Here is a 26,430-nt window from a genome sequence, read left to right as displayed (position 1 = left end):
TCCTCTCCGGCTGTCCCACTGAAGATCACGGAGCCCCGACTTTCAGGATCGCGTTCGGCGATTCGCCGAACATCTCCGGGGCGTAGAGCGCCTCCACCCGTGTCGGCGGCAGGTGGAACGTCCCGGCGTTGTTGAGCCTCAGGGTGTACTCCACGGACCACTTTCCCTTCGGCACGTACTCGTAATAGAAACGGCAGGCCTCGAAGGACTTCTCCGTGAAGGCCGGCCAGGCGTAGCCCCGGGACCGCTCACCCGCCCGAAGGAGGGTCGATCCGCCCCCGATGTCCGTCCGGAGGATCGAGGCCCCCGCCGGGACGGGATCGCTCACGACGACCCAGGTCATGTCGGCAGCGGCATCCATTTCCAGCTTCACCCGGACGACGTCCCCGGCCGTCCAGGCCCCCTTCTTCTTCTGCTCGATGGCCCGGACCGTCCGGGTCACCCGGAATCCCGACGCAAAGGGCTTCTTCAGGGGCACCGCGGCCAGGCTGCGGACCTCCGCCCAGGGCGCCCCGCTTCCCTGATGGGCAAGGCGCAGCGTATCCGTCCCCCGGGGCCACGGCAGGGACAGGACGCCCCCCTGGGGCGAGGAGGACCAGGCAAGGCTCTTCGCTGCCGTTCCCAGGCCCGCTGTCGTCGAACCCGCCACGGGATCCTTTTCGTACCGTGCCGAGAAGGCGCGGGCCGCGAGGATCCCCCAGGCGTTGGCAACGGTGGTGTCCCACCGCCCCCGCTTCATCCTCCCCAGGAACCCCTTGGCCAGCCGGGGCATGTCTTCCCGCCATTCATTCTCGGGAAGAAGGGCCAGCATGGCCTTGGCGGCGTTGGCGTCCGCCGAGGCCATGAGCCACCAGAGCCCGTCGTTCCTCTCCGTGGAGAAGCCCAGGAGCGTTCCCTGCAGGCTCAGTCGCGCCCGGAGGATCTTCAGGGCCTCCCGGAGGCTCGTTTCCCGTCCGCCGCGGCCCTCGAGGTGTTGAAGCAGGCGGATCCAGTCGATCACCGCCGAGGTGGGCCAGAGATCCAGGTCCACCGGAATGGCCGTCAGGAGCTTGACGTCGAGCCCCCCGTGCCGGGACAGGGCTTCCGCGGCGGCGACCTTGCGAATGGCCAGGTCCGCCGTGGGAAGGCTCCCGGCCCTTTTCACCCGGCCAGCCAGGAATGCTCCGAGCCCCCGGCTGACCCGCTCCTTCACGTCCTCCGGCAGGGAAAGACCCGCCTCGTGCGTCACGGAAAGGACATAGGACGTCAGGACGTCGCTTCCCAGGACCATCCCCGGGAAATACTTGAGGAGGCCGTCCGCGTCCAGGTACGATGGCAGCGTGTTCACGATGGACTGCCAGAGGTTCCGGTCTCCCAGGACAACCGCCCGGGACACCCGCTGCTCCAGGCATCCGTAGGGATACCGCTCCATGTAGTCCCGGACCCCCGCCAGGCCCTGTCCGAGTTTGGGCCGGAGGCTGACTTCCAGGCCGCCCCGTCCGGCCAGGGCGTCGGCGGGTTTCTCCACGGGCACCCGGGCCTCCGGGCGAAGCTGCTCCAGGGTCCCCTGGAAGGCCCGGACCGGGACCGCCTCGACGACCTGCTGCCGGACTTTCAACCGGTCCTCCACCGCGCCGCCGGCCTCCCGGGCCGTCAGCTCGTATTGGAGCGTCCTGATGCCCGCCGGGACGGAGATCGACCAGGCAATGTCCCGGGCGGAACCGGCGGGAAGCGTGATCCTCTGAGGCGCCGGCCGCTCCCGCAGGCCCTCGGCCGTGAGGACAGCCTCCACGTCCATCGAGCGCTCCGTCGTGTTCCGAAGGGTGAAGGCCGCATCGAAGCGGTCTCCCTCGCGGACCAGGGGGGGCAGGCCCGAGAGGACCATCAGGTCCTGGGTCGTCCGGATGTCCGCGCCACCGGTACCAAACAGGTCCGATCCCGCCAGGGCCACCGCGGCAATCCGGAAGGCCGTCAGGGAGTCGTTCAGGGGAATCGTCACGGCGGCCTCTCCCCGTTCGTCGAGGACGACCCGTCCGTTCCAGAAGAGGAGCGTGTCGAAGAGCTCCCGCGTAATCTGCCTGCCCCCGCCTCCCCCATGGGGCATGGCCTTCAGGCCGAAGTGCCGCTTCCCCAGGACCATCGACTGGGCCGTGGAAGTGGTTACCTCGCAGGGCCGGCGGGACATCATGGCCTCCAGGAGTTTCCAGCTGTCATTGCCCAGGAGCTGGAGGAGCCCCTTGTCCACTGCCGCCACGGCCACCTCCGCACCCTTCGGGAGCGGTTGTCCGTCCGCCCGGGAGACCCGGATCTTCACGTTCGCCCGTTCGCGGATGCGGTAAGCCTCCCGGTCCGGCAGGACCTGGACCTTCAGCTCATGGGCCTTCCAGCCCACCTGGATCTCGCCGATGCCGAAGCGCCAGGCGGGCTTGCCGGCGTCAAACAGGGCCGTCGGAGCGGGCGTGCCGGTCCGTCCCCGGACGGCCAGGACGGTGACGAAGACGTTGGGCGACCAGTGCTCCCGGACGGGAACCTCCAGGACGGGCCCCTTGCCGGATAGCGTCCGCGTGAAGGCATCCAGGACCCCCTCCCGCTCCGCCGTCACCAGGACCGTCGCCTTGCGGAAGGGCATCCTCACCTGGAAGCGGGCCGTCTCCCCCGGCTCGTAACTCCGCCGCTCCGGCAGGACGTCCATGCGGTCGTCGTTCCCGGTCTCGAACCACCAGTCTTCCTTGCCGGCCACCCAGACGGTGCGCCGGGACAGGGCCGCGTTGCCCTGCTCGTCGGCTGTCCGGGCCGCCAGGATCAGGCTTCCCGACTGCGACACGGGCCCCTCGCAGCCCAGCCGGCCGTTCTTGTCGGTCCGCCCGGAGCAGTGCCGGCCCACCTTCGTGATTTCCACGCTGCTGCGGTAGGCGTAAAATCCTCCCACCAGGCGGACCCGGTGGCTCAGGACCTTCCGGGTGTATACGTCGACGGACACCTCCGCGCCGGGAACCGCCCGCCCCTTGAGGTCCACCACCGCCACGCGGTAGCGAAGGTTCTCCCGGGAGGCCGCCCAGGACTCGGGCTGGATGCCGACGAGCCTCCGGGAGGGATAGAGGGGAATGTTCGTTGCCGCGGTCTGCACCTCGCCGTTGGGATCGCGGAACTCCATCTCCAGGTGGATCTCCCGGGGGCAGTCCACCGCCGGAAGATCCGACAGCCGGGCGCGGATTGCCCCGCCCGTCCCAAGAACCAGGTCCTGCACGGCCAGACGGCCTTTCGCCGGTGGAGCCATGCGATCGGGCACCTCCGGGGGCTCCATGCCCGTTTCCTCCCCGTCCTCCGGGATCTCGCGCCGGGACCGTTCGGTCACTCCCTCCTCCAGCGGCTCGCCGGTGAACTCGTACCCCTCCCAGTCGGCAAAGGAGACCTCCCGGTCGCGCACCTCCCCCCGGAGCTTCACGGCCAGGCCTCCGGCGCCGCCGCCGGAGAGATAGGACACCGAGAGGTCCACGTCGGCCTGGCGGGCGTTCACAAGGGGCTCCCGGGGACCCTGGACGGCCGCCTTCATGAGCGGAACCCGGAACTCCTCCACCCGAAACATGCCGGAGGGGAGCCTCCTGGCGCTCTTACCGCCCATGGAGAGGGAAACGTCGTAGAGGCCGAGCTTCGCCCCCTGCGGAATCGACCAGGCATTCACCGCCAGTCCTCCTGTCTGCCAAGCCAGAGGCAGGCGGTACGACTGCCCGGTTCCCCGGTGCTCGATCACCAGCTCCTTGGGCATCGCGGCCGCACCGGGAAGGGTGAATCCCTGACCCGTGCGGCTCCGGATCACGTGCTTCATGTGAACCGTCTCACCGGCGCGGAAGAGGGTCCGGTCCAGGATCGTGTGGGCGGTGACGGCTCCTTCCGGTCCGCCGGAGCCCGTCGGGATGTTGAAGCGCCAGGGCTCGATCCCGTCGTTCCAGCTCGAGTGGGTAAAGGTCATGTCGGAGCCGGACCGGGCAAAGACGAAGAGGCCGCCGTGGATATCCGCCAGGGCCCGGGACGCCTCTTCCCAATTCGTCTCCCCCTTGCAACGGGGCAACTGGCTTTCCCGTGGAAGGGCCTTCCGGATGAGGGCGATCCCGTCGGGACCGGTCTTTCCCTCCCAGACCGGGCGGCCCGTGCAGTCCCGGAGCGCCACGGCGGCCCCCTTGACGGGCTCGCCCCTGTCCAGGCTGGTCACCCAGACGAGAGACGACTCGCGGCCCCACTTGAAGTGGGCCGCCAGGTTCGTCACCAGGGCGGCGGCGGGCACGTAGAGCGGCGCCGGTTTCTGCAGGAGATGCTCACCGAGGATCCGGCTCTCCATCTCCACGATGTAGAATCCCGGCCCCGGCAGCTTCAGGCCGACGACCTGCGTGGCCTGACGGCCCGCCGGCATGGATACGGGAAGCGTCCGGACGCCCTTCTCCTCCTTCAGGACGGGGGCTTCCCGCTTCGCCGCGGCGACGCGGTAGAGCCAGCGGATGACCTGGGACTCCTGCGCCCCGTCAACCGGGCGGATCTTCCCGGCGAGGCGCTGGTCGAGAACCGCCTTCTTCTTGGCGGCGGGGGCGCCGGACACGGCCTCCGGACCCGGCTGCCCCGGCCTCTTCACGACGCGGAGCAACTGGGCGTCCAGATCCGCCTCGAGGTTGCGGATCGTCACGGGCAGAAGCACCCCGGCGCGGCTCTCCACGATGCCGAACCGCCCGGCGAACTTCGCCAGGGGCGGATACGCATCGGTCCTCACCGCCAGAGGAAACTGGGCGGCATTGGCTAGGGAGCGCCCCGCCTCGTCCCGGAGGTCCGCCGGAAGGCTCAGGGTAAATTCGCCCTTCTGGGGAAACGGTCCCTCGAAGAGGGCGCGCCAGACGTAGCCGGCGTCCTCGTCATCGGTCCGGACGGCGGGTTTGAAGACGCGGCCCGCCTTTGTCTTCAGGGTGATCTTTTCCAGGGCCGCCGCGGGGACCGGCGAGGAGAAGCGCACCGCCATCGGCAGGAGCGGGATGCAGGCCCGGTCCGGATTCTCCCGGGAACAGCGGAATTCGGCCCGGAATGGACCGCTTGTCTTGAAGGCGAGGATCTGGTCCTGCTCCCGGGTCAGCCCCGTCTTGGACCGGACGCCGGCCTCCCAGACGAGGTTCACCGCCGTCTCGTCGGGAAACACGCGCCGCGCCCGGACCACCACGACCCGGCTACCCTGTTTCAGAAGGCCGAGGGTCTTCAGAATGGCCGCCCGCTCCTCCCCCGACAGGATCGTGATTCCCACGCGGTCTCCGATCCCGGCGACGGAGAAATAGACGTGCTTCACGATCGATTCCTCATCGGCATCTCCATCGAGGAGGAGAACGAAGGCCTGGTCCGCGTGGACGCTTTCGCTGCCTTCCCCGGGCCATGAGCGCAGGACGGCGGGACCGCCCGTCGTGAAGGAATAGACCTTCGCGCCGGGGAGCCCGCGGCCCTCCAGGTCCTTCAGGCCCGGCCGCGGCTCGAAGCGGCAGGAGACCCCCGACGGCAGGTTCCGGGAAAAATCATAGACCCAGTGCCGGGAGTCCACCCAGCGCCCGCTTCCCTTTTCGGGACACGAAACCGTGAAGGGATCCGCCAGGCGGGGATCACCGAGGGGCACCATGGCCGTGGCGAAGCGGACCGCCACCTGCCGGACGTTGCGGGCGCTCCCCTGGGGGCTGAACTGCTCGATCCCGGGTGCAGCGGCGCCATGGACCGCCGGCGCTGTGGAGAGAAACGGCAGGAGCAGCAGGAGCAGCAGGATGAGCCCCACCGGGCGGCGGGATGGATTCGAGTGTCCGGAAATCATGGCAATCCCCCTTTCTGAATGTGGACGGGATCTACTTGTTTTCGTGCGTCGAGCGTCACGGGATGAGGGAAACACAGCAGACGGGTGTTTTTCAACAGCCGTTTCAGATTCTCCTGCGCAGGGACGGAACAAACCGGCCGGCCACGCGATACGCTCTCTTGTAGAGGGGAAGGGCCTCCTCGATCCGGCCGAGGGCTTCCCGGGCGGCCTCCTCCCCAATCCGGACGAGGTCCCGCGCGCGGGTGAAATCCATCCAGTGCAGGTCCCCCACGTCGGGGCGGATCGCCACGTCGGCCTCCCGGAGCTCCTCAAACTGGAGGCGATCCGAGGTGATCTCACCGGCCCGGTAGAAGACATCCTGCGCGGTCTCGAACTGCGGCGCTTCCACAACCTCCCGGTCGACCACCACGGCGATGACCACGTCCGCTCCGGCCTTCCGGGCCGCCCGGACGGGGACCAGGCTCGTGATGCCCCCGTCGGCGAGGAGCCACTCGCCCCAGCGCACGGGCTCCACGGCCCCGGGAACCGAACAGCTCGCCAGGACGGCCCGCCGGAGGGGCCCCTCGGTGAAAACCACTTCCTGCCCCTTCAGGAGGTCCGTGGCGATGCACAGAAAGGGAATCCTTGTCTCCCGGATGTCGATGTCGGGAATGAAATAGTCGATGAGGGAGGCAAAGTCCCGGGGCGGCAGGACGGAGGGGCGGAAAAAGGATCGAAGCATGTAGTAGCGGCCGCGCAGGGATGCGGCCATCCTGGCGATGCGGCTCTTCTCGACGGCGGGTGCGACGGAGAGACCGATGGCCTTCAGTTCCGAGTCCTGGAAGGCGGGACTGGCCAGGTACTCATCGATCTTGCGGCTGAGCTCCCGGGGCGAGAGGCCGGCGGCATAGGCGCCGCCGAGGAGAGCACCGGCGCTGGTCCCGGCAATGAGATCAAGATCGATCCGCTCCTCCTCGAGAACCGCCAGGACGCCGACGTGGGAAAATCCACGCACGCCGCCTCCGCCCAAGGCAAGGGCAACCTTCTTGCCTGTCCACCTCATGACCGGCTCCCCCTCCTGTCCGCTCCTTTCGTCTTCCCCGCCCGGGCCTTTCCGGATGCGTCGCCGCCCGGAAGGGTCTTCACCTTACCCCCGGCGAAAGCACCCGTCAAGGCCGTCGCCGTGTTCTGCTCTCGTGTTCTGTTCCCGTATTCGGGAGCGGCCTTTCGGCGGCCCCTCCCGGGGAAGGCACGGCGATCCCGTCCCCGTCCGTATCGGAGCCGCCGTTCGAGAACAGTCCCGCTACGGCGGCGGTCTGTTCCGGAGCCCCGAGGGTAACGAGGATGTCCCCGGCGAACATCTCCATTTGCGGATCGGGGTTATAAACCATGTCGTTTCCGCGGCGGATCGCCAGGATCGTGACGCCGTGCTCCTTTCGAAGGGCCATGTCCCCGATGGTCCGTCCATCCGCCGGCGCGCCATCGTCCAAACGGAACGTGACCACTTCGGTGTCGGGGAGGCAGAGCCGCAGGTCCGTGCAGACAGCCGCCTCGGGGGACAGGGTCCTCAGCATGTCGTAGCCGCCCGTCCGGATTTCCTGGATGTAGCGGTCGATCTCCGGCTTCGGGATCAGGTATTTCCGGAGTACCCGGGCGAAGATCTCGATGGAGGTCTCGAACTCCTCGGGGATCACCTCGTCGGCCCCCAATTCGTGGAGTGCCGCCATCTCGCCCAGGTATCGCGTCCGGACGATGATGTGCAGCGTCCGGTTGAGCCGGCGGGCCAGATCCACGATGCGCCTCGTGGCCGTGGGGTCGTTGATGGCCACGACCAGCGTCCGGGCGGTCCGGATGCCCGCGGAGTCCAGGACCGCCTCGTGGGTGGCGTCGCCGTAATGGATCGGCAGCCCCTCCTTTCGTTCATCCCGCACCGTGTCGGGATTCGTCTCGAGGATCACAAAGGGGATCCCCGTCTGGCGCGCGGCATGGGCGATGTTCCTGCCGTTGAGGCCGAAGCCGACGATGACGAGGTGGTCTCCGATGAAGGTCTCTTTCGGGCCGTGGTACAGCGAGCCGCCCGCCTTCAGGCGGGCCGGCAGCGGCCAGGCCATGATCCGGCGTGCCAGGCGCGGCGAGGCGCCGATGATGAAGGGGGTCAGGGCCATCGTGAAGACCGAGACGGCCAGGAAGATCTGATAGATCCGGGAACTCATCAGGCCGTAGCCGGTCCCGACCTTGGACAGAAGAAACGAGAACTCTCCGATCTGGCTCAGGGCCAGGCCCGCCAGGAGGGCGATCCGGAAGGGAAGCCCCTGGACGATGACCGTACCGACGGCAAGGAAGGCCTTCAGGAAGAGGACGGCGGCGGTCAGGGACAGGATGAGAAAGGGCTGTTCGAGAAAGAACCCCATGTCCAAGAGCATTCCGATGGAGACGAAGAAAAAGCTCGTGAAGACGTCCCGGAAAGGCAGGACATGGCCCACCGCTTCATGGCTGTAGGGCGACTCGGAGATCATCAGCCCCGCCAGGAAGGCGCCCAGGGCCAGCGACAGGCCCGCCGCGTGGGTCAGCCAGGCGACGGACAGGCAGATGAGGATCACCGCCAGGAGGAAGAGCTCGCGGCTCCGGGTGCGGGCGACGGCGTGGAGCCACCAGGGCACGATCCACTTCGCCCCCGCGGCGATGACGGCAATGGCCGCGGTCCCCTTCACCGCCGTCATCAGCAGGTCCGTTCCCGATTCCCCGCCGGCCCCGGCCAGGAAGGGAAGGACGAGCATCATCGGAACGATGGCGAGGTCCTGGAAAATGAGGATTCCCAGAGCGCTCCCGCCGTGGGGCGTATCCAGCTCGGCCCGGTCCTGAAGCGCCTTCAGCACGATGGCGGTGCTGCTCAGGGAGAGAAGAAACCCGAAAAACACCAGTTGGCCGAACGGAAAGCCCCCGATCGTCGCGATCGCGGCCCCGGCGGCAATCGTGAGGCCCACCTGGAGGGAGCCGCCCAGGAGCACGGAGCGGCGGATCTTTACCAGATGGCGGAAGGAGAACTCCAGGCCGATGGTGAACAGGAGGGCCACAATCCCCACCTCGGCCATGATCTCCACGTTTTCCGCCTGGCGGATGAGCCCCAGCCCGTGAGGGCCGGCAAGCATGCCCGTGAAGATGAAGCCCACCAGGGCGGGGACGCGGATCTTTGTGAAAAGAAAAAGAACCCCCACGGAGAGGCCGAAAATGATCAGGATGTCCGACATCAGGTCCTGCGGCATGGTCTGTTACCTGTCCGTTTCGTCCATGATCACCTCGAACAGCAGGGGCCAGTTTTTTCCGGTCACCAGGAGCCGGCGCCGCGCCGCATCCCAGGCGATCCCGTTGGCCGCTCCGGCGGGCGTCCCCCGGAGCCTCTCCCGCAGCACCGCCAGGTCGATCCATTCCTCCACCCGGCCCGAGTCCGGATCGATGCGGGCGATGCGGTCGCTTTCCCAGACGTTTGCCAGGATCCGGCCTTCCACCCATTCCAGCTCGTTGAGCCGGTCGACCGGGCGCCCCCGGTCGGTCACCGCGATGGAGCGGAGCGTCCGGAAGGTCCGTGGATCGAGAAAATAAAGACGGTCCGTTCCGTCGCTGGCGACGAGCCGCTTCCCGTCGCACGCCAGACCCCATCCCTCCCGGGGATATGCAACCGAGGCCAGGAGGCGGAAGGTCTTCCGGTCGTAGACATGGATCACCCCGGACCGCCAGGTCAACTGGATGAGGCGCTCCCCCAAGCGGGCCAGCCCCTCGCCGAACTGGTCTTCCGGCAGCCGCCGGATGCTGAGGACGGCACCGCTCTCAAGGGCCGTCTTCCTCAGGCTGGATCGGCCCCGAAGGCCTGTGCTCTCGTAGAGGAAACCGCCATGGAACAGCAGGCCCTGCGTAAAGGCCTCCGGATCGTGGGGATGTTCCCGGACAATCCGGACATCCCGGACCGGCGCCGTCGGAGCTCCGTCCTTGGCGGGCATTCCGGGCATGGGTCCGGCCGCTGCGGGACGGATCACAGCAACGATCAGGAAAGCCGTCAGGACCGCGGGAGACATTCCCCGGCGGAAACGGGCCATGGCAGATGCTCCGATGGAGTGCCGCATCATCATAGTATGGATCGACGGGCTTGTCGAGGCGGGCGGTTCCGCCGGGTGCCCCGCGCCGTTCTGGCCGGCGGCAGGGGGTTTCCTCGCCCCGGAAGCCGTGGTATGATGGCCGTGCATGCGCGGCCGCGCCGGTGGAGACGGCCGGCCCAGGGGGGAAGGGAATGAGACTGTCAAAGCGCGAATTCGACCAGGCCGTACAGCGGGCGATCCGCCGGATTCCCAAGGAGATCCGGCAGCACCTGGACAACATGATGATCTCCGTCCAGGAGCGTCCGTCCCGGGAGCTCCTCCGGCAGATGGACCTCCCCCCGGATTATCCCCTCCTGGGAGTGTACCAGGGAGCCTCCCTGATGGAGCGCTCGGCCACCTACCCTCCCCTCTACCCGGATTCGATTCTCATCTTCCAGGAGCCCCTGGAGGAGATGTGCTGGACCCTGGAGGAGCTGGAGGAAGAGATCGAGATCACCGTTGTCCACGAGGTGGCTCACTTCCTCGGCATCACGGAGGAGCGCCTGATCGAACTGGGCTATGAGTGACCCCGGCGGACAGGCTCCCCCGCCCGGGATTACCGGATGATCCGGCTGTCTCCGCCCGGCTGGTTCGGAACGATGAGCCGGGAAGACTCCCGGCGCTGCATCTCCCGGGCCTGCGCCATCAGGTCTTCCACGTAGGCCTCCATCGCCTCCGGGAACATGTCCAGGGCCTGCTGGAGGTTCTTCGCGTCGATGGGAAACTGGATCGGAAGCGGCCCCTGCGGGGTCATGATCTGGGTCTGCCCGGCAAAGAGGACCTTCCGGGTCTTGTCCGTCTCGCCGTTGGGCTTCACCGGCGACAATTGCCGGATCACCGCCACCTGGAGGTCCGAGAAGGTCTCCTCCCGGTAGAGGTTCTTCTGGTTTACCCGGACGCGCTGCCGATCGTCGCCCCCCCCTGTTTCCTCCGCCGCATTCGCTTCTTCCGCACCATGGATGTGCTGCTCTTCGGTCATGGCTTTCTCCTGAAGAGAGGACAGGTATGAAATCCGTCCCCGTGTTGTTTCGGGATGGAAAGGGGGCAGATTCCGGATCCGCCCCCTCTTTTCCAGGTCGCTTCGCTTTCTTACAAGGACTTGGCGATGTACTTCATCATCTGCTTGAAGACCCCCTCGAGAATCTCCGGGGCGATGAAGTAATCGGGACACCGCTGGAAGAACAGTGCGTTCATGGCCTTCGCCGCGGTCTCGACGTCGCCTCCGCTGCTCCGGAAGATCTCCCGCATCTCCGCGTCGAGCTTCCGGGCCTCCCGGTCGGTCGCGGCGACGAATCCGGCCGCCTCGTCGCCCGTGACATAGCCGTAGTGGTCCGCCCCGACAATCGCCACCGGCAGAGGCCGGAGCTTCTCCAGGCTGACCAGGTACTGGGCCATGTTCGTGTTCGCCGAGGGGAACGCCGTGTCCCGGTAGGGGATGCCGACGGCATCGGAGGCGAAGAGGGCCTTCGCGTCGGGCTCCCAGGCGGTGATGGAGCAATTCGTGTGCCCGGGCGTCTCGTATATCTCCAGGGCGACGCCGCCCAGGTCGATCCGGTCCCCCTGCTTCAGCGCCGCTCCCCGGATGTCGTCCCGCCACTCGTAATCGCGGCCTTCGAGACCGTTTTCCGCCCCGGCCATCCGGGCCGCCATCCCTGTGAAGGTGTTGGCGATGCCGATGGCCTTCGGCATGGCCAGGATGTCCCAGGCGGGTCCGGAGGCGCACACCTCGATTCCCGGCCAGTTTCGCTTGAACCAGGGAACGACGCCGATGTGGTCGAAATGGGAGTGGAGGATCAGGATCTTCGTCAGGTTCCCCGGATCAAGGCCGAACGCCTCCATCTGGGCCAGGACGTCGGGCAGGATATGGGCCAGGCCGCCGTTGATCAGGACGGCCCCTTCCCGTCCCTTCAGGAAATAACAACCCGACTCCTCCCGCCCCAGGTACCACAGCCCGTCACGGATCTTCCCCGCCTGGCGGTGTCGCATGGCCTGACCTCCTTTCGCGCTATACCGGCTTGTAAAGGACGATTTTCGCTTTCTCCCGGAGTTTCTTGACCAGGGAGACGAGGGCCTGCTGTTTCTTCTGGTGCTCCAGGTAGAGGGACACCCGGTCCTTCACCTTCTCCAGGGGCATGGGCCTCACGGCGTTGTGCTCCTGGACCTGGATGACGTGGTAGCCGAAGTCGGTCTCGACAACCGGGCCGATCTCATTGACCTTCTGCGAAAAGGCGGCATCGTCGAATGGCTTCACCATCTGGCCCCTGGGAAACTCTCCCAGATCGCCGCCGTGCTCCTTGCTGGGGCAGTCGGAGTGCTTTTTGGCCAGCTCCATGAAGTTCCCCCCGGCGAGGAGCTGCTTGCGGATGTCCTCCGCCTTTGCCTTCTTCTCCGCCTTCGTCTTCTCGTCGTCGCCGGTCGACTTGGCGATCAGGATGTGGCGTGCCCTCACCGATTCGGGGATGGTGAAGGTCTTCTTGTTCTTTTCGTAGAAGGCGGCGATCTCCTTGTCGGTGGGTTTCCCCTGCTTGCCCATGCTGCTCTGCACGAGCTTGTCCAGCTTGACGCCGAAGGCGATTTCTTCCCGGAGCCGGGCCTGTGTCGTTCCGCTCTGCTTCATGAGGTCCTCGAGGGTCGTCCCCGGCTGCAGGGTTCCCTTGACCTGCTCGATGGCATCGCTGATCTCCCTGTCGGAGGCACTCAGGTTCCGTCTTTTGATCTCGTTGGCCAGAAGCGTGCGGGTGACGAAGTCGTCGACAATGCGCTTGCGCATATCGTCACGGAGCTTTTTCCTCTTCTCGGCCGTGAGTTTTTCCTTCACACTGGCCAGCCGCTTCTTCACGATGGCATCGATCTGGCCATCCGTGAGCCTTGTCCCGTCCACCTCGATCACCACGTCGGACGGTACGGAAGGCGCCGCCGTCAACGCGGTGGAAGACTCCAGTCCCGCCGCACCGGGCAGGGGGATGGGGGGCGGAGCCGGGGCCTGCTGGGGCGCGGCGGCCGTCTCCTTGGGTTTGTCTTCCTTGGCGCAGCCGGTCGGAGCCACCAGGATCACGAAAATCAGCAAGACGGAACAGAACGCATACACCATACGTTTCATGAAAAACCTTCCTCCTCCGGCGGGGTCTTCCCCTTGCCCGGCGCCGGCGGCAGCAGCCGCCGGTTCGCTGAAATTGTAAAAATTTTCCGTTGTATATGCGAAAAGAACGAGCGCCGTCAAGGAAGGAAACGGCGCGGCTCCGATGACTCCCGGTCTTTCTCCCTGAGGACTGCCAGCAGTTCGGCGACGGCCGTCTTCCCGGTCTCCTCCCGCCGGGCCGCCGCATCCGGACAGCCCGTCCCTTGCAGAAGCCGCTCCACCCCCTCGAGAAGGGGGACGTTCGGCAGGCCCCCGTCCCGAAGGGCATGAACGGCCCGGAGGGTGCGGAAGGCATCGAACCAGCCATGGAACTGGCGCCGCAGATGGGCCGGCCCGGGCGCCTGGCGGCGGATCTTCTCCCAGGCCCCGGGGAAGGCCTGCTCCTCCAGAAAGCGGCCCAGAGCCGGATGGATCCGGCGGGCTTCGGCGAGACGGTCCTCCCCGGAGCGGTCCGGGCTCTCCTCCGCCAGGCGGATCCATTCCCGGAGGATCCGGAAGATCTCCGGCGCATACAGGCTCCCGGCAGCGGACTCTTCGCCGGAGAGCACGCGGGCCATGCGGCGGCCGGTCCCGAAGGGAACGCGGAGCGACGGCCGGGGCGAGGGACGGACGACGGTTCCGCCGATGCGGCCGACGGGCCCCAGCTTGGCCAGCTTGTTGAGGAAGTAGAAGTCCTCCCCGGCCCGGCGCCGGCTCATGCCCCGGACGGCGGCGTAGGCCTCGCCCGAGCAGGCGATGGTGGAGCCGACCGTGTGAAAGGCATAGGGAGAGCCGGCCCGGCGCAGGCCAAGAACATAGGCGCGGAGAAACAGCTCGTAGCGCAGGATGGCCTCCTGCAGAACCGGGTCTTCCGCCTCCTGGTGGGCAAAATCGACGACGGCCCCGGGGGCCTCCCCCCGGGCGAAGAAGGCGCCGGCGGCGGACAGGTAGCCCGGGTCCACCCGGCTGTCGGCGTCCAGGCAGACGAGGAAGGACGGATCCCCCCGGCTCATGTCGAGGACGGACAGGGCGCGGTCGAGGCCGATCTTGCGGGCCAGGCCGACGCCGTCCCGGTCGGGGATCTCGAATCCCGGGGAGGAGGCGTCGACGGCGGCCAGCCGGAGGGCGCTCCGCCGTATGCAGGCGAGGCTCTCGTTGAGCCCCGGTCCCCCGGCCGCCGGTTTCACATCCGTCCCGGCAATGACGGCGGCCAGGATCTCCAGGGTCTCCCGGTTGTTCCGGATATCCGGCGGATCGTCGATGGAGGGAGCGCGGTTGTTCACCACCACTAGGACCAGCGTGTGCGCCAGTTCCGACTCCGGCTGGCACGCCAGGTCCGCCAGTGTCGTGAAAAGGGAGTCCCGCTCCGCCAGGGCCGGGATGACCACGGCCCGGGAGAGGCCGTCCAGGGAGCCAGCCAGGAAAGGGTGCAGGGGCTTTTCCGCCCAGCCGTCGAGGTAGCGCCGGACCGTCCGGGACATGCTCATGGCACGGCCGCCATCACCAGGTCCCTGAGCGTGTCGTAGTCGTCCCCGTCGATCCAGCGGATCGGGACACCCCGGCGCTCCATGCCCCGGAACCACGTCTCCTGCCTCTTCGCGAACTGGCCGATGCGCGTATTCAGGGTCCGGACCATCGCTTCATACGGAAGATCCCCGGCCAGGTGGAGGCTGATGTAGCGATACTCGAGGCCGAGGGCGTAGAGCCGCTCCTGTGAGACGCCCGATTCCCGGAGCCGCCGCACCTCCTCGACCAGTCCCCCCGCCAGGCGTTCCTCAAGGCGCCTGGCGATTCGGCTCCGGAGGACCGCCCGGTCCCAACGCACTCCCGCGACCAGGGGACGGAGGATGGGTCCCGGCTCCGCCGGGGCATCCGTCCGGTGGCGTGCGATCTCGATGGCCCGCAGAAGACGCGCACGGTCCGTCAGGTCCGTTGTGTTGTGCAGCCGGGGATTGGCAAAGCGGAGCATCTCCGCCAGCTCCCCTTCGCTCATGTCCGCCAGTTCCCGCCTCAGCTCCGGATTCTCGGGGACCTCTTCCATGCGGTAGTCCCGGAGGACCGCCTCGATGTACAACCCCGTCCCGCCGGCCAGAACGGGCACGATCCCCCGCCGGGACAGCTCCGCGAAGCAGTCGCGAAACGCCCGCTGGTAGGAGAAGACGCTGAACTCTTCCCGGGGATCGGCGATGTCGATCAGATGGTACGGAACCGGGACGCCGTCGACGAGGTAGTCCCCGAGGTCTTTTCCGGAGCCGATGTCCAGGCCCCGGTAGACCTGCCGGGAGTCCGCGGAGATCACCTCCGAGCCGGTCTTCCGGGCCAGGCGGGCGGCAAGGCGCGTCTTCCCGGATGCGGTGGGACCGACGATGACAATCAGGTTTGTCCTTTGCGCGTTCATGGCTCAACTCCGGGAATTCGGTCCCGCTGACATGGATGGGCTTCCCGTGCCTCCCGGGTTGCCCTGGAAGGCCTGGACGAGGCGACGGCACCCGGGATCCCGATTCAACTGCAACGGCGCGGAAAGGCGCTTGCTGCGGCGGCTGCCCCCCGCCGGGCAACGGCCGTGAAATTGTCTTGAAGTGGCCGCGCCTGCGTGTTAGCAGGAATTCCCCCATTTTACAATTCCAGGGGCGGATCGTTCCCCTATGACGGACAAAAGCCTGGATCTGGGCCGCGGCCCCATTCTTCCCCTTCTCCTCCGGATGAGCTGGCCCTCCATGGCCGCCATGCTGTCCATGGCCCTCTACAACCTCATGGACACGCTGTGGCTCGCCCGGACGAGCCACCAGGCAGTGGCGGCCCTGACGGTGAACTTCCCGGTCCAGATGATCCTGGCCGCCCTCGGCGTCGGCACCGGTGTCGGAGCCGGCTCTTACGCCGCCCGCATGTTCGGGGCGGGAAACCTGGAGGCGGCCCGGAAGACGGCGGGTCAGGTTTTCCTGCTCACCTTCGCGTTCGGGACCCTGCTGATCATCCTGACCCTCGCCAACCCCGACGGCCTGCTCCGGCTGTTCGGCGCCTCCGACGACATCCTGCCCATGGCCCGAAGCTACCTGACCATCGTGATCTTCACCTCCCCCTGCGTCCTGTTTTTCATGATGGTGAACAACCTGCTTCGCGCCGAGGGAAGACCGAACCTGTCCATGCACGTCGTCCTCGTCTTCTCCGCTATCGGGATGGTCCTGGATCCGATATTCATCCTGGGCTGGGGACCCATCCCGGCCATGGGAATCCGTGGCGCCGCGTACTCCGCTGTCATCTCCCAGTCCGCGGCGGCACTGCTGTCCCTCTATTTCATCAGCCTCCGGTCGTCCAGGTACCGTCTCGACCGGAGCCTGCTCCTGCCGGACCCGGGGATTCTCCGGTCCATCTTCCAGACCGGATTCCCGTCCATCATCATGAACTTCGTCGTCAGCGCCGTCATCGTTGTTTTCAACCACGCCCTTGCCCCCTTCGGCGACGAGGCCCTGGCGACGCTGGGAATGTGCTTCCGGGTGAACGGCGTGGTGATGATGCTCCTCTTCGGGGTGGGGCATGGCGTGATGCCCATGGTCGGCTTCAGTGCCGGCGCCCGTAGCTATGAACGGCTGATCGAAACGGTGCGGGAGGCCACCCGGTTTTCCCTCATCCTGGCAGTGGCGTCCTTCCTGCTGATCGAAATCCTGGCACCGCAGGTCCTCGGCCTGTTCTCGACCGATCCGCGCCTCATGGCGATGGCCGTGCCGGCGCTCCGGATTTTCGTTTCCGCCATGGTTATCATCGCCCCGGCGCTGGTGTGGATCAACATGTTCATCGGCCTCGGGAAGGGATCGACGGCCATGTGGCTCATGTTCATCCGGGATATGCTGCTCCTGGTGCCGCTCTTGATCATCCTGCCGCCGTTCTTCGGGGTGAGCGGGGTCTGGCTGGCCCAGCCGCTCTCCAGTGTCGTGGCATTCTTTATCATCCGCCACCGGGCGCTCCGCGAGATCCGCTCGTTCCGGGAAGCCGCCGCCGTTTGAGGAAGCGAGGGGAAAAAGGATTCGGATTTCAAGCCCGTCCCTCTTTCTTCATTCTTTTCTTTCCTGCCAAGCCGGCTCCCCTTTCCCTTTGTATTCAACGTATCGGCGCGGGGGCTGCCACGGGGGCTGCCGCTGTCGCGGCCGTTTTTCCGCACGGGCTGTTGAAAAACACCCGTCTGCGGCGTTTCCCTCATCCTTCGCCATTCGACGTACCGATAAGGGTAAGACTCATGGCTCAGGATTTCGGGGGCCTTGCATCCTGGCGTTTTTGAACAGCCCGCTACTGGCTTCCGGCAGGGATGTTCCCATTGCTCCTCTGGAAACCCCCGGTCGCGCCCCCGCGAACGTCCGTCGGGGAGAGGGGGCTTCCCGGAGCGCGAATAGCGGCTTTTTCGGGGCACCCTGCCGTCGCAGCGCAGCGCCCGCAAAGTCATCTGTCTGAGCGCCCCCAGGCGCGAGTTATGACTTTGCAGCGGAGCGAGACGATGCAGGGTCGAAAAAACGCTTCTGAGCGCGAGGGAAGCCTTCTCTCCCACATGCCAGCCTCCCATCCGCGTCTGATTCTCTATAAAAAAAGGGGGAAATGCAGAAGCGTGGCGGGCTGTTCAAAAGGGGTCGGATGCAAGGCGCTCGAAGTCATGAGCCGCGAGGCGTACTCTTCGTACGTCGAGCGGCGAAGGACGAGGGCAACGCCGCAGACGGCCGCTTTTCAACAGCCCGCCCAAAAAAAATGCCCCGGCTGGCTAAGCCGGGGCATCTCTCTTAGAATTCCGCCTGCTTTATATAGGCTGGACTTTCACGGCAGCGGGGCCTTTTTTGCCCTGCTCGATTTCAAAGCCCACTCGCTGGCCTTCCTGGAGCGTCTTGAAACCGGTAGACTGAATGGAGCTGTAATGAACAAACACGTCACCGCCTTCATCGTTCTCGATGAAGCCATACCCCTTCTTCTCGTTGAACCACTTCACCTTACCCTGTGCCAAAGTACTTCCCTCCTTTCAAACGAAATCCCCCCACCCACCGGTGGAAAAAAAAAAGGCCACGTCTTCCCGCAGCCGTCTGCGGGCAGCCCGTGACCTAAAAAAAGCGAAAAACTTGAATCACTACAAAACCTTCACGCCGGCGTTAGAGATACCCTATGAAAACCCTGTCATCGCGACCGGTGTTTTGTGCCGTATCACCGATAAAACAAAAATGCAACATTTTTTCACCCCGGCGGCACCGGCTTTTCCGAACGCTGCGGACCCGCGTCAGGAAAGGGACAGCCGTTTCCGGACGATATCCAGAAGGAGACGCTCCTTCCCCATGTAGAAGTGATCGGCCCCCGGGATGATCTCGAAGTCCGCCCCGGCCCGGCGGGCTTCCGCCCGGACGAGCGTCTGATCGAGATAGGGATCGCGGTCTCCGGCCGTCACGAGCCGGACGTTCCCCGGCCAACCGCTGAAATCGAACTCCATGAATCCCGCGGGTGGCGAAACGAAGACGGACGGAAAGGCCATTCCCGGAACCGCCAGGACCCTGGAAATCACCCAGGCGCCAAAGGAATAGCCCGCCAGTTCGGTGTTTCCGAAGCCCTCCCCTGCCAGGAAGGCAACCGCCGCCAGGACGTCGTCCCGCTCGCCCCGGCCCTCGTCGTAGGATCCTCCGCTGCGTCCGGCGCCCCGGAAATTGAAGCGGAGGGTCGTGAATCCGGCGCCGCCGTAAGCAACGACCAGGGTCTCCACGACGTTGTTGTCCATGCTGCCTCCCATCTGCGGGTGAGGGTGGCAGATCACGACAGCCCGGTTTCCTTCGCTCCGGGCCAGCCGGCCCTCGATCCGGATGCCCCCGGAGGGGAAAACAACGCTCTCTTCCTTCATGCTTCCTCCTTCAGAGGGACGGGTCCCCGTCCGCGATTCCGAACAGATGGCAGGCCGTGGGATGCCCGTTGTCCCGCCCGGCCAGGACGGGCACTTCCCGGCTGCAGACCTCCATCCGCCGGGGGCAGCGGGGATGAAACACGCAGCCCGGCGGGGGATCTACGGCGCTGGGGGGGTCTCCCGGAAGGACGATCCGCATCCGCCGGCTTGCCGGGTCCGGCGCGGGCACGGCCGACAGCAGTGCCTCCGTGTAGGGATGCAGCGGATGGCTGTCCAGGCTCTCGTTTCCGATCAACTCGACAATCCGCCCCAGGTACATGACGGCGATGCGGTCGCTCATGAAGCGCACGACTCCGAAATCGTGGGTGATGAACAGGTAGGAAAGCCCGAACCGCTCCTGGAGATCCTTCAGGAGATTGAGGATCTGCGCCTGGATGGATACGTCCAGGGCCGAGACGGGCTCGTCCGCCACGATCAGGTCGGGCCGGAGGGCCAGCGCCCGGGCGACGCCGATCCGCTGCCGCTGCCCGCCGCTGAACTCGTGGGGATACCGGGTCGTCTGCTCCCGGGAAAGGCCCACCATCTCCGCAAGGCGCTCCACCTCCCCGGGAATTTCCGCCGCCGGCGTACCGTGAACCGCCAGGGGCTCACCGATGATGGCGCCCGCGGACATGCGGGGATTGAGGGATGAATAGGGATCCTGGAAGATGATCTGGACCCGGCGGCGATACGCCTGCAGGGCTGCGCCGTCCAGGGAGGAGATGTCCTTCCCCTCGAAGAGGATCCGGCCCGCCGTGGGCTCCTCCAGGCGGAGAAGAAGCCGTCCCAGGGTGGACTTCCCGCAGCCCGATTCCCCGACCAGACCCAGGGTCTCCCCGCGCCGGATCCGGAGGGACACACCGTCCACCGCCCGAACCGTTCCGTGCCGTCCCGGGAATCCGCCCCGCACGGGATACCCCTTCCGGAGTTCCCGGATGTCCACCAGCGCCTCCGGCAACCTCCGCTGTTCCATCGAATCCGCAGCCCTCCCGCTCATGAGAATTTCCAGCAGCGTACGCTTCGGCCCGGCGCCGGCTCCGTCACGGCGGGCTCCTCCCGACGGCAGATCTCCATGACGTCGGGACAGCGGCCGGAGAAGCGGCATCCAGCAGGCAACTCGTCGAGGGAGGGCACTGTGCCGGCGATGGCGGGAAGGCGCCCGCCGTCCCCGCCCCGCCCCCGTGGAACCGAGGCGAGGAGGCCCACCGTATATGGGTGGTGCGGAGAGGCAAAGACGTCCCCTGCGGGGCCGTATTCGACGATGATCCCGGCGTACATGACCGCCACGAACTGGGCCGCCTCGGCGACGACTCCCAGGTCGTGGGTGACCAGCAGTACGGACGTCCCCGTCTCCTCCTTGAGCCGCTTGATAAGATCCAGGATCTGGGCCTGGATCGTCACGTCCAGGGCGGTGGTCGGCTCGTCGGCCAGCATCAACCGGGGCTTCAGGCACAGGGCCATGGCGATCATGACCCGCTGGCGAAGTCCCCCGCTGAGCTGATGCGGATAGTCGCGGATGCGCGTCTCCGGGGATGGGATTCCGACCAGCCGGAAGACCTCCGTGACCCGCTCCAGGGCCTTCCGCCGCGGCAATCCCTCGTGGATCTCCAGGACCTCCGCCACCTGGTCGCCCACGCGGAAGACGGGGTTGAGGGAGGTCATGGGCTCCTGGAAGATCATGGAGATCTCCCGGCCCCGGATGCGCCGCATCTCCTCCTCCGGAAGGACCAGGAGATCGCGGCCTCCGAAGACGATGCGGCCCGCGGCAATCCGGCCCGGCGGCGGCACAAGGCGGAGGATCGAGAGGGCCAGGACGGTCTTCCCGCATCCGGATTCGCCGACGATGCCCACGGTCTCCCCGGAACGGACAGACAGGTCGACGCCGTCCACCGCCCGGACGGTCCCCCGGGCCGTCTCAAAATAGGTCGCGAGCCCTTCGATCTTCAGGATAGGATCCCCGGCGGTGCTCACGCGGGTGCGCTCCAGCGCTTCAGGACCTCGACCATCAGGCGGACGCCGACTCCCGAGGCACCCTTGGGTGTCCAGGGCCGGTCCTTCTTCAGCCAGGAAGCTCCGGCGATATCCAGATGCGCCCAGGGTCCCTCACCGGCGAACTGTTTCAGAAAAAGGGCCGCCGTGATGGCCCCGCCGCTGCGACCGCCGGTGTTTTTCCAGTCCGCTATGTCGCTCTTGATCAGCTCCACATACTCGTCCCAGAGGGGCATTTCCCAGACCAGATCCCCCGTCTCCGCCGCGGCGGCCCGGATCCGGGCGTTCAGGTCCGCGTCCGTCCCGAAGAGGCCCATCCCGAGATCCCCCAGGGCAATGACGCAGGCCCCCGTCAGGGTGGCCAGATCGATGACCGCCGCCGGACGGTACCGCTTCCGGGCGTAGGACAGGGCATCCGCCAGGATCAGCCGTCCCTCCGCGTCGGTGCTCATGATCTCCACGGTCTGGCCCGAATGGGTGGTGAGCACATCCCCGGGCCGGTAGGCCTTTCCGTCGGGCAGGTTCTCCACCGCCGGCACCAGGCCGACCACGTTCAACGGCAGGCCGATGTCCGCCACCGCCTGCAGCACCCCGAGGACGGCGGCTCCTCCGGCCATGTCGTCCTTCATCTCGCCCATATTTTCCGCGGGTTTGAGGGAGATGCCGCCACTGTCGAAGGTGATGCCCTTGCCCACCAGGACCACCGGGGCCGCCCCCTTCTTCCCTCCCCGGTACTCGACGGCGATCAGCCGGGGCGGCTGGGCGCTGCCCCGGGCCACCCCCAGGAGGGCGTTCATGCCCAGCTTCCGCATCGCCGGCTCATCCAGAACCTTCACGGCCAGCCCGCGGCCGGTCGCCATCTTCTTCGCCTCTTCCGCCATGCGGTCGGGGGTCATGTCGTTACCCGGCGCGGAGACGAGGTCCCGCACGAAGCAGACGGCCCGGGAGACCGCCTCCGCCTCGGCCGCCGCTTTCCGCAGGGCCTTCCCGCGCGCCCCGTCGGCCTCGACGATGGTGAAAGATCGAAGCTCCCGGAATTCCTCCCGATCAACGGTCTTGTATGGCAGGTAGCGATAGAGGCCAAGAAGGACCCCTTCAACCGCCGCCGCGGCGATCCGCTCCGGCTTCTCCTCCGGCAGGCCGATGTCCGTGGACGCGGCGAAGTCCTTCGCGTCCAGCCTCCGGGCCTCCCGGGCGGCCGCGGCGAAGGCGCCCCGGATGCGGTCGATGGTGACATCGTTCCTCTTCCCCAGGCCGACCAGGATGAGCCGCCGGGCCGGCAGGGCCTTCCCGGGGTAAAGAAGCGCCGTTGCGTGGAGCTTGCCCTTGAAATCCCCGGCTTTCAGCAGTTCGGTTACGAGCCCCCCGGAAGTCCTGTCGAGAAGGGTTGCGGACCCGGCAGGCTCCTCGCCCTCGAACAGGAATACAGCCGTGGCGGGCGTGACGAACCGTTCGAGATTTCCTTTTTTCACGTCGATTTTCATGCGGATCTCCTGGATGGGCGGGATAAAAACGGAGGAACTCTAACACAGGCGTCGAAAATGTCAACGCCGGGCGTCCCTTCCGTCCGGGTGCTCTCCGGGGCGAAACGGAGAATAGGGCCTTGCCGGATCGGCCCGTTGTGGTATCCTCCCCGCGTCCCTGCAGGATAAAGCGGGAGGCCGGCCGGACACCCGATGGGGGAAAACGGGGACGGATTTGAAATCCGCCCCCAAATGCCGTAAAAGGGGACAGGCTTAAACCCGGAAATGGAAACAGACTTCGAATCTGTCCCCGTTCCCGGCCTGCGGCGGCATGGCGGCATCCCCCGTGACAGCCCCCGAGAAATCCGTCCCCTTTTCGTGCGGATAACAGGTAACCCCATGAGCAGACTCACCCTCGATGAATGGCTGTCGCGCCTGGAGAAGAACCGGCGCTTCATGGAGAACGTCTCGGCCCTGAAGCGGATCCCCGCCCGGGAGGCCCGGTACGTCGACTACCCAGGCTGGGTCCACCCCCGCCTCCGGTCCGTCCTGGAGGCCCGGGGCATGCGCCGCCTCTGGAGCCACCAGGGCCAGGCGGTCGACCTGGTACGCCAGGGGAAAGACATCGTCCTCGTGACACCCACGGCGAGCGGCAAGACCCTCTGCTACAACCTGCCGGTCCTCCAGCGGATCCTCGAGGAGCCGGAGACCCGGGCCCTCTACATGTTCCCCACGAAGGCCCTCGCCCAGGACCAGATGCACGAAGTCCACGGCCTGATTACGGACCTCCGGGAGGACATCCGCACCTTCACCTATGACGGGGACACCCCCGACGACGCCCGGCAGGCCATCCGCCGACAGGGCCACGTGGTCGTGACGAATCCCGACATGCTCCATGCGGGCATCCTGCCGCACCACACGAAGTGGCAGAAACTCTTCATGAACCTCCGGTTCGTCGTGATCGACGAGCTTCACGTCTACCGGGGCATCTTCGGCTCCCACCTGGCCAACGTGATCCGCCGCCTCGTCCGCATCTGCCGGTTCTACGGCGCGGACCCGGTGTTCATCTTCTGCTCCGCCACGGTGGCCAACCCGCGGGAGCACGCCGAGGCGGTCCTGGAGCGGCCGGTGACGCTCCTCGATGAGAGCGGCGCCCCCGCCGCGGCCAAGACCTTCATCCTCTACAACCCGCCCATCGTGAACCGGGAGCTGGGCATCCGCCAGTCGGCCCTCACGCCGGCCCGGAACCTGGCGGGGAGCCTCGTGGAGGAGCGGATCCAGACGATCGTCTTCACCACCAGCCGCCTCAACGTGGAGGTCCTCACCCGCTACCTGAAGGACCGGTTCAAAAAGGGAAAACCCCTGCCGGACACCTTCGTCACGGGCTACCGGGGCGGCTACCTGCCGAACCTGCGGCGGCAGATCGAGGCGGGCCTCCGGAGCGGCGAGGTCATGGGGGTCGTCAGCACCAACGCCCTGGAACTGGGCATCGACATCGGGGACCTGGAGGCCTGCATCATGTCCGGCTACCCGGGCTCCGTCGCCAGCACCTGGCAGCAGGCGGGCCGCGCGGGCAGGCGGGCCGGCTGGAGCCTGGCGGTCCTGATCGCCCGAAGCGCCCCCATGGACCAGTTCATCGCCGAGAACCCGGACTACTTCTTTTCCCGCTCCCCGGAGCACTGCCGCATCAACCCGGACAACCTGCTGATTCTCCTCCACCACCTCAAGAGCGCCGCCTTCGAGCTGCCCTTCGAGCGGGGGGAGCACTTCGGCCGGGAGAACATCGAAGAGCTCCTGGACTACCTGACGGAGAAGGGGGTCCTCCACCAGGCGGGAGAGCGGTGGCACTGGTCCGCTGAGAGCTATCCAGCCGACGAGGTGAGCCTCCGGAGCATCAACCCGGAAAACGTGGTGGTGGTCGACGCCAGCGAGCAGGGAAACCCGCGGATCATCGCCGAAGTGGATTGGGACGGGGCCTTCACGGCCCTTCACGAGGGGGCCATCTACATGGTCGAGTCCCAGCCCTACCAGGTGGACCGCCTCGACCTGCCGGGCAAGAAGGCCTACGTGCGGAAGGTGGACGTGGACTATTTCACCGACGCCATGACCTACACGAACGTCCGGGTCATCGACCGGTTCGTGGAGAAGCGTGAGGGAAGCGCCATCGTCGAGCACGGGGAGGTCCAGGTGGTCCGGAAGGTCGTGGGCTACAAGAAGATCAAGTTCTACACCTCGGAAAACCTGGGATTCGGGGACGTCCACCTGCCCGAGCGGGACATGCACACCACGGGCTACTGGTTCACCATCCCCCGGGACCTCCTGGAGGCCCTGCCCTACTCGCGGGAGGAGATCATCGACGGCCTGACGGGGCTGGCCTACGGCCTCCACCACCTGGCGGCGATGCTCCTGATGGCGGACCTCCACGACATCGACCGCTGCATCGGCGACAAGAGCGGCGAGTGGTTCGTCCGGCACACCGGGGGCGGCCGCGTGATCACGTCGTCTCCCCCGGGGGCCGACGCGGTGGAGCCCGCCCGGGAGGACGCCTTCGACCCGACGGTCTTTCTCTTCGACGCCTATCCCGGCGGGATCGGCTTCTCGGACCTCCTCTACGCGGAGCACCGGCGGCTCCTGGGATCGGCGCAGGCCCTCCTTTCCTCCTGTCCCTGCCTCCACGGCTGCCCCTCCTGCGTGGGCCCCACCCTCGAGGTGGGCAATCGCGCCAAGGAGGTGGCCCTCACGGTCGTGAACCGGCTCCTGGAGATGGCATGAGCGTCCGCAACCGCCTCCAGCGCCTGACCGGCGAAACGCCCGCCCCTCCGCGGCCGGAGAAGCCCGAAATCTCGGAGCTGAGGCGCCGGATCGAGGAGATCATGGGCCGGCGCCGGGAACCGCAGCCGGTCCGAAAGGACCGGTTCCCGCCCCTCGGCGAGGTCGTCTCCGGTGAAGAGATCGAAACGCCCCACGGCACCTTCTTCGTGGTCCGCGAGGACGTCAGCGGCGGGGCCTGCCACGGCCACCGGCGCGTGGCGGACCTTTCGGGCCTCGACATGGCCCGGGCGGCTATCCTGGGCAACGTTCGGGATATGGCCGCCCTGGACATCGGAGACCTGCTGTTCCTCGACACGGAGACGACGGGACTCGCCGGGGGGACCGGCACGGTGGCCTTCCTGATCGGCCTGGGCTGGTTCGAGGGGTCACGCTTCGTCCTCCGGCAGATCTTCCTCCGGGACTACGCGGAGGAGCGGGCCGCCCTGGCCCACCTGGCGGATCTGGCGGCGTCGCGGAAGGCCCTGGTCACCTTCAACGGCAAGGCCTTCGACCTCAACCTCCTGGCGGCCCGGTTCGTCATGAACCGCCTCCCGAACCCCCTGGAAGGCTTTCCGCACCTGGACCTTCTCCACCCGAGCCGCCGTCTCGTGGGCCGGCGCCTGGAGAACTGCCGGCTCGGGACCCTGGAGGCGGCCCTGCTGGGACTCCTCCGGGAAGACGACCTCCCGGGCAGCGAGATCCCGGAGCGCTATTTCCGCTGGCTCCGGACGCGGGACGGCCGGCTCCTGGGCGACATCTTCCGGCACAACCGGCTGGATATCCTCTCCCTGGCGGCCCTGGCGGCCCACCTGTCGGAGCTGGTCCTGCCGGAGCCGCCCCCGGCGGCCGATCCGCGGGACCTCGTCTCGGCGGCACGACTCCTGATCGACCGGGGCGAGCTGGCGGGGGCGGAGGAGATCCTGTGCCGGCTGGCGGGCACCGGAACGGGCCTGCCCTCCCGGGAGGCCCGGATGGAGCTGTCGATCCTCTGCAAACGGGCCCGGCGACGAGTCGAGGCCACCAGCCTGTGGCGGGAGATGCTGCGGGACGACCCCGGCGACGCCTTCGCCGCGGAGGAGCTGGCCAAGGACCTTGAGCACAACGAAAAAGACGCCCCGGCGGCCCTCGCCGTGGTGGAGTGCTGGCTCGCCTGCGGCTCCGGCGCGGAGGGGGAGACGGCAGCCTTCCTCCACCGCCGGGCGCGCCTCCGGCGCCGCACCGGATTGCCCACCCCGTAA

19 protein-coding genes and 1 pseudogene are annotated in these 26,430 nt (G+C 67.0%); 5 read left to right on the top strand and 15 right to left on the bottom strand.

Features of this window, described 5'->3' with window-relative positions:
• Positions 1–25: 25 nt before the first annotated feature.
• The 4 genes from PLO63_06615 to PLO63_06600 all read right to left on the bottom strand — a co-directional run bounded on the left by PLO63_06615 (position 26) and on the right by PLO63_06600 (position 9,876).
• Complete coding sequence (locus PLO63_06615; protein ID HOI73805.1) at positions 26–5,806, bottom strand: MG2 domain-containing protein; 5,781 nt, start codon at positions 5,804–5,806, stop codon at positions 26–28.
• A gap of 103 nt (positions 5,807–5,909) precedes the next feature.
• Positions 5,910–6,848: a patatin-like phospholipase family protein gene (locus PLO63_06610; GenBank protein ID HOI73804.1), complete on the bottom strand. Its 939-nt coding sequence runs from the start codon at positions 6,846–6,848 to the stop codon at positions 5,910–5,912.
• A 106-nt stretch (positions 6,849–6,954) separates the two neighbouring features.
• The gene (locus PLO63_06605; protein HOI73803.1) at positions 6,955–9,048 is read right to left on the bottom strand and encodes a cation:proton antiporter; all 2,094 of its coding nucleotides are present in this window, start codon (positions 9,046–9,048) and stop codon (positions 6,955–6,957) included.
• A 6-nt stretch (positions 9,049–9,054) separates the two neighbouring features.
• Complete coding sequence (locus PLO63_06600; GenBank protein HOI73802.1) at positions 9,055–9,876, bottom strand: glutaminyl-peptide cyclotransferase; 822 nt, start codon at positions 9,874–9,876, stop codon at positions 9,055–9,057.
• On the opposite strand from PLO63_06600, the gene PLO63_06595 reads away from it, so the two are divergent.
• Together PLO63_06595 and PLO63_06590 are read left to right on the top strand one after the other, a co-directional pair.
• Complete coding sequence (locus PLO63_06595; protein ID HOI73801.1) at positions 9,875–10,012, top strand: hypothetical protein; 138 nt, start codon at positions 9,875–9,877, stop codon at positions 10,010–10,012. The genes PLO63_06600 and PLO63_06595 overlap by 2 nt on opposite strands.
• A 55-nt stretch (positions 10,013–10,067) precedes the next feature.
• Positions 10,068–10,442, top strand: a complete 375-nt coding sequence (locus PLO63_06590) for a metallopeptidase family protein (protein ID HOI73800.1) — start codon at positions 10,068–10,070, stop codon at positions 10,440–10,442.
• 29 nt (positions 10,443–10,471) lie between these two features.
• Here PLO63_06590 and PLO63_06585 read toward each other — a convergent pair whose 3' ends face one another.
• The 6 genes and pseudogenes from PLO63_06585 to miaA all read right to left on the bottom strand — a co-directional run bounded on the left by PLO63_06585 (position 10,472) and on the right by miaA (position 15,431).
• A complete protein-coding gene (locus PLO63_06585; protein HOI73799.1) occupies positions 10,472–10,894 on the bottom strand; it encodes a hypothetical protein in 423 nt (140 codons plus the stop codon).
• Between the two features lie 110 nt (positions 10,895–11,004).
• Positions 11,005–11,901, bottom strand: a complete 897-nt coding sequence (locus tag PLO63_06580) for an MBL fold metallo-hydrolase (protein HOI73798.1) — start codon at positions 11,899–11,901, stop codon at positions 11,005–11,007.
• 19 nt (positions 11,902–11,920) lie between these two features.
• Positions 11,921–12,448 (bottom strand): peptidylprolyl isomerase, encoded by a 528-nt coding sequence (locus PLO63_06575; protein HOI73797.1) that lies wholly within the window; start codon positions 12,446–12,448, stop codon positions 11,921–11,923.
• 27 nt (positions 12,449–12,475) lie between these two features.
• Positions 12,476–13,006, bottom strand: a pseudogene (locus tag PLO63_06570) (SurA N-terminal domain-containing protein).
• Between the two features lie 125 nt (positions 13,007–13,131).
• Positions 13,132–14,520 carry a hypothetical protein gene (locus PLO63_06565; GenBank protein ID HOI73796.1) on the bottom strand — a complete coding sequence of 463 codons (1,389 nt, stop codon included), beginning with the start codon at positions 14,518–14,520 and terminating at the stop codon, positions 13,132–13,134.
• A complete protein-coding gene (miaA, locus tag PLO63_06560) occupies positions 14,517–15,431 on the bottom strand; it encodes a tRNA (adenosine(37)-N6)-dimethylallyltransferase MiaA (GenBank protein HOI73795.1) in 915 nt (304 codons plus the stop codon). The genes PLO63_06565 and miaA overlap by 4 nt, the downstream gene beginning before the upstream one ends.
• 247 nt (positions 15,432–15,678) lie before the next feature.
• Here miaA and PLO63_06555 point away from each other — a divergent pair, with 247 nt between their 5' ends.
• Entirely contained in the window at positions 15,679–17,034 is a 1,356-nt protein-coding gene (locus PLO63_06555) for an MATE family efflux transporter (GenBank protein HOI73794.1), read from the top strand.
• A gap of 779 nt (positions 17,035–17,813) precedes the next feature.
• Here PLO63_06555 and PLO63_06550 read toward each other — a convergent pair.
• The 5 genes from PLO63_06550 to PLO63_06530 form a co-directional block, all read right to left on the bottom strand.
• Entirely contained in the window at positions 17,814–18,014 is a 201-nt protein-coding gene (locus PLO63_06550) for a cold-shock protein (GenBank protein ID HOI73793.1), read from the bottom strand.
• Between the two features lie 267 nt (positions 18,015–18,281).
• Positions 18,282–18,890, bottom strand: coding sequence for a hypothetical protein (locus PLO63_06545; GenBank protein HOI73792.1), 609 nt, complete (start codon positions 18,888–18,890; stop codon positions 18,282–18,284).
• A gap of 10 nt (positions 18,891–18,900) precedes the next feature.
• A complete protein-coding gene (locus PLO63_06540) occupies positions 18,901–19,902 on the bottom strand; it encodes an ATP-binding cassette domain-containing protein (protein HOI73791.1) in 1,002 nt (333 codons plus the stop codon).
• 20 nt (positions 19,903–19,922) lie between these two features.
• The gene (locus PLO63_06535) at positions 19,923–20,900 is read right to left on the bottom strand and encodes an ABC transporter ATP-binding protein (GenBank protein HOI73790.1); all 978 of its coding nucleotides are present in this window, start codon (positions 20,898–20,900) and stop codon (positions 19,923–19,925) included.
• Complete coding sequence (locus PLO63_06530) at positions 20,897–22,402, bottom strand: leucyl aminopeptidase (protein HOI73789.1); 1,506 nt, start codon at positions 22,400–22,402, stop codon at positions 20,897–20,899. Before PLO63_06530 ends, PLO63_06535 begins: the two co-directional genes overlap by 4 nt.
• A 378-nt stretch (positions 22,403–22,780) precedes the next feature.
• Between PLO63_06530 and PLO63_06525 the strand changes: the two genes are divergently transcribed.
• Together PLO63_06525 and PLO63_06520 are read left to right on the top strand one after the other, a co-directional pair.
• Entirely contained in the window at positions 22,781–25,153 is a 2,373-nt protein-coding gene (locus PLO63_06525) for a DEAD/DEAH box helicase (GenBank protein HOI73788.1), read from the top strand.
• Positions 25,150–26,430, top strand: coding sequence for a ribonuclease H-like domain-containing protein (locus tag PLO63_06520; GenBank protein ID HOI73787.1), 1,281 nt, complete (start codon positions 25,150–25,152; stop codon positions 26,428–26,430). Before PLO63_06525 ends, PLO63_06520 begins: the two co-directional genes overlap by 4 nt.

It is taken from the genome of Syntrophales bacterium (genome assembly GCA_035363115.1).
GTDB lineage: Bacteria > Desulfobacterota > Syntrophia > Syntrophales > PHBD01 > PHBD01.
Note: the sequence above shows the minus strand (reverse complement) of the source record. Positions and strands in the feature narration are given on the sequence as shown.

Excerpts from the sequence above, each read along its gene's own strand:
- PLO63_06545 (HOI73792.1), bottom strand. The coding sequence starts at position 18,890 with ATGAAGGAAGAGAGCGTTGTTTTCCCCTCCGGGGGCATCCGGATCGAG.
- PLO63_06615 (HOI73805.1), bottom strand. The coding sequence starts at position 5,806 with ATGATTTCCGGACACTCGAATCCATCCCGCCGCCCGGTGGGGCTCATC.
- PLO63_06610 (HOI73804.1), bottom strand. The coding sequence starts at position 6,848 with ATGAGGTGGACAGGCAAGAAGGTTGCCCTTGCCTTGGGCGGAGGCGGC.
- PLO63_06555 (HOI73794.1), top strand. The coding sequence starts at position 15,679 with ATGACGGACAAAAGCCTGGATCTGGGCCGCGGCCCCATTCTTCCCCTT.
- PLO63_06565 (HOI73796.1), bottom strand. The coding sequence starts at position 14,520 with ATGAGCATGTCCCGGACGGTCCGGCGCTACCTCGACGGCTGGGCGGAA.
- PLO63_06530 (HOI73789.1), bottom strand. The coding sequence starts at position 22,402 with ATGAAAATCGACGTGAAAAAAGGAAATCTCGAACGGTTCGTCACGCCC.
- PLO63_06520 (HOI73787.1), top strand. The coding sequence starts at position 25,150 with ATGAGCGTCCGCAACCGCCTCCAGCGCCTGACCGGCGAAACGCCCGCC.
- PLO63_06575 (HOI73797.1), bottom strand. The coding sequence starts at position 12,448 with ATGGGCAAGCAGGGGAAACCCACCGACAAGGAGATCGCCGCCTTCTAC.
- PLO63_06590 (HOI73800.1), top strand. The coding sequence starts at position 10,068 with ATGAGACTGTCAAAGCGCGAATTCGACCAGGCCGTACAGCGGGCGATC.
- PLO63_06605 (HOI73803.1), bottom strand. The coding sequence starts at position 9,048 with ATGCCGCAGGACCTGATGTCGGACATCCTGATCATTTTCGGCCTCTCC.
- PLO63_06525 (HOI73788.1), top strand. The coding sequence starts at position 22,781 with ATGAGCAGACTCACCCTCGATGAATGGCTGTCGCGCCTGGAGAAGAAC.
- PLO63_06595 (HOI73801.1), top strand. The coding sequence starts at position 9,875 with ATGGCAGATGCTCCGATGGAGTGCCGCATCATCATAGTATGGATCGAC.
- PLO63_06580 (HOI73798.1), bottom strand. The coding sequence starts at position 11,901 with ATGCGACACCGCCAGGCGGGGAAGATCCGTGACGGGCTGTGGTACCTG.
- PLO63_06600 (HOI73802.1), bottom strand. The coding sequence starts at position 9,876 with ATGGCCCGTTTCCGCCGGGGAATGTCTCCCGCGGTCCTGACGGCTTTC.
- miaA (HOI73795.1), bottom strand. The coding sequence starts at position 15,431 with ATGAACGCGCAAAGGACAAACCTGATTGTCATCGTCGGTCCCACCGCA.
- PLO63_06540 (HOI73791.1), bottom strand. The coding sequence starts at position 19,902 with ATGGAACAGCGGAGGTTGCCGGAGGCGCTGGTGGACATCCGGGAACTC.
- PLO63_06585 (HOI73799.1), bottom strand. The coding sequence starts at position 10,894 with ATGACCGAAGAGCAGCACATCCATGGTGCGGAAGAAGCGAATGCGGCG.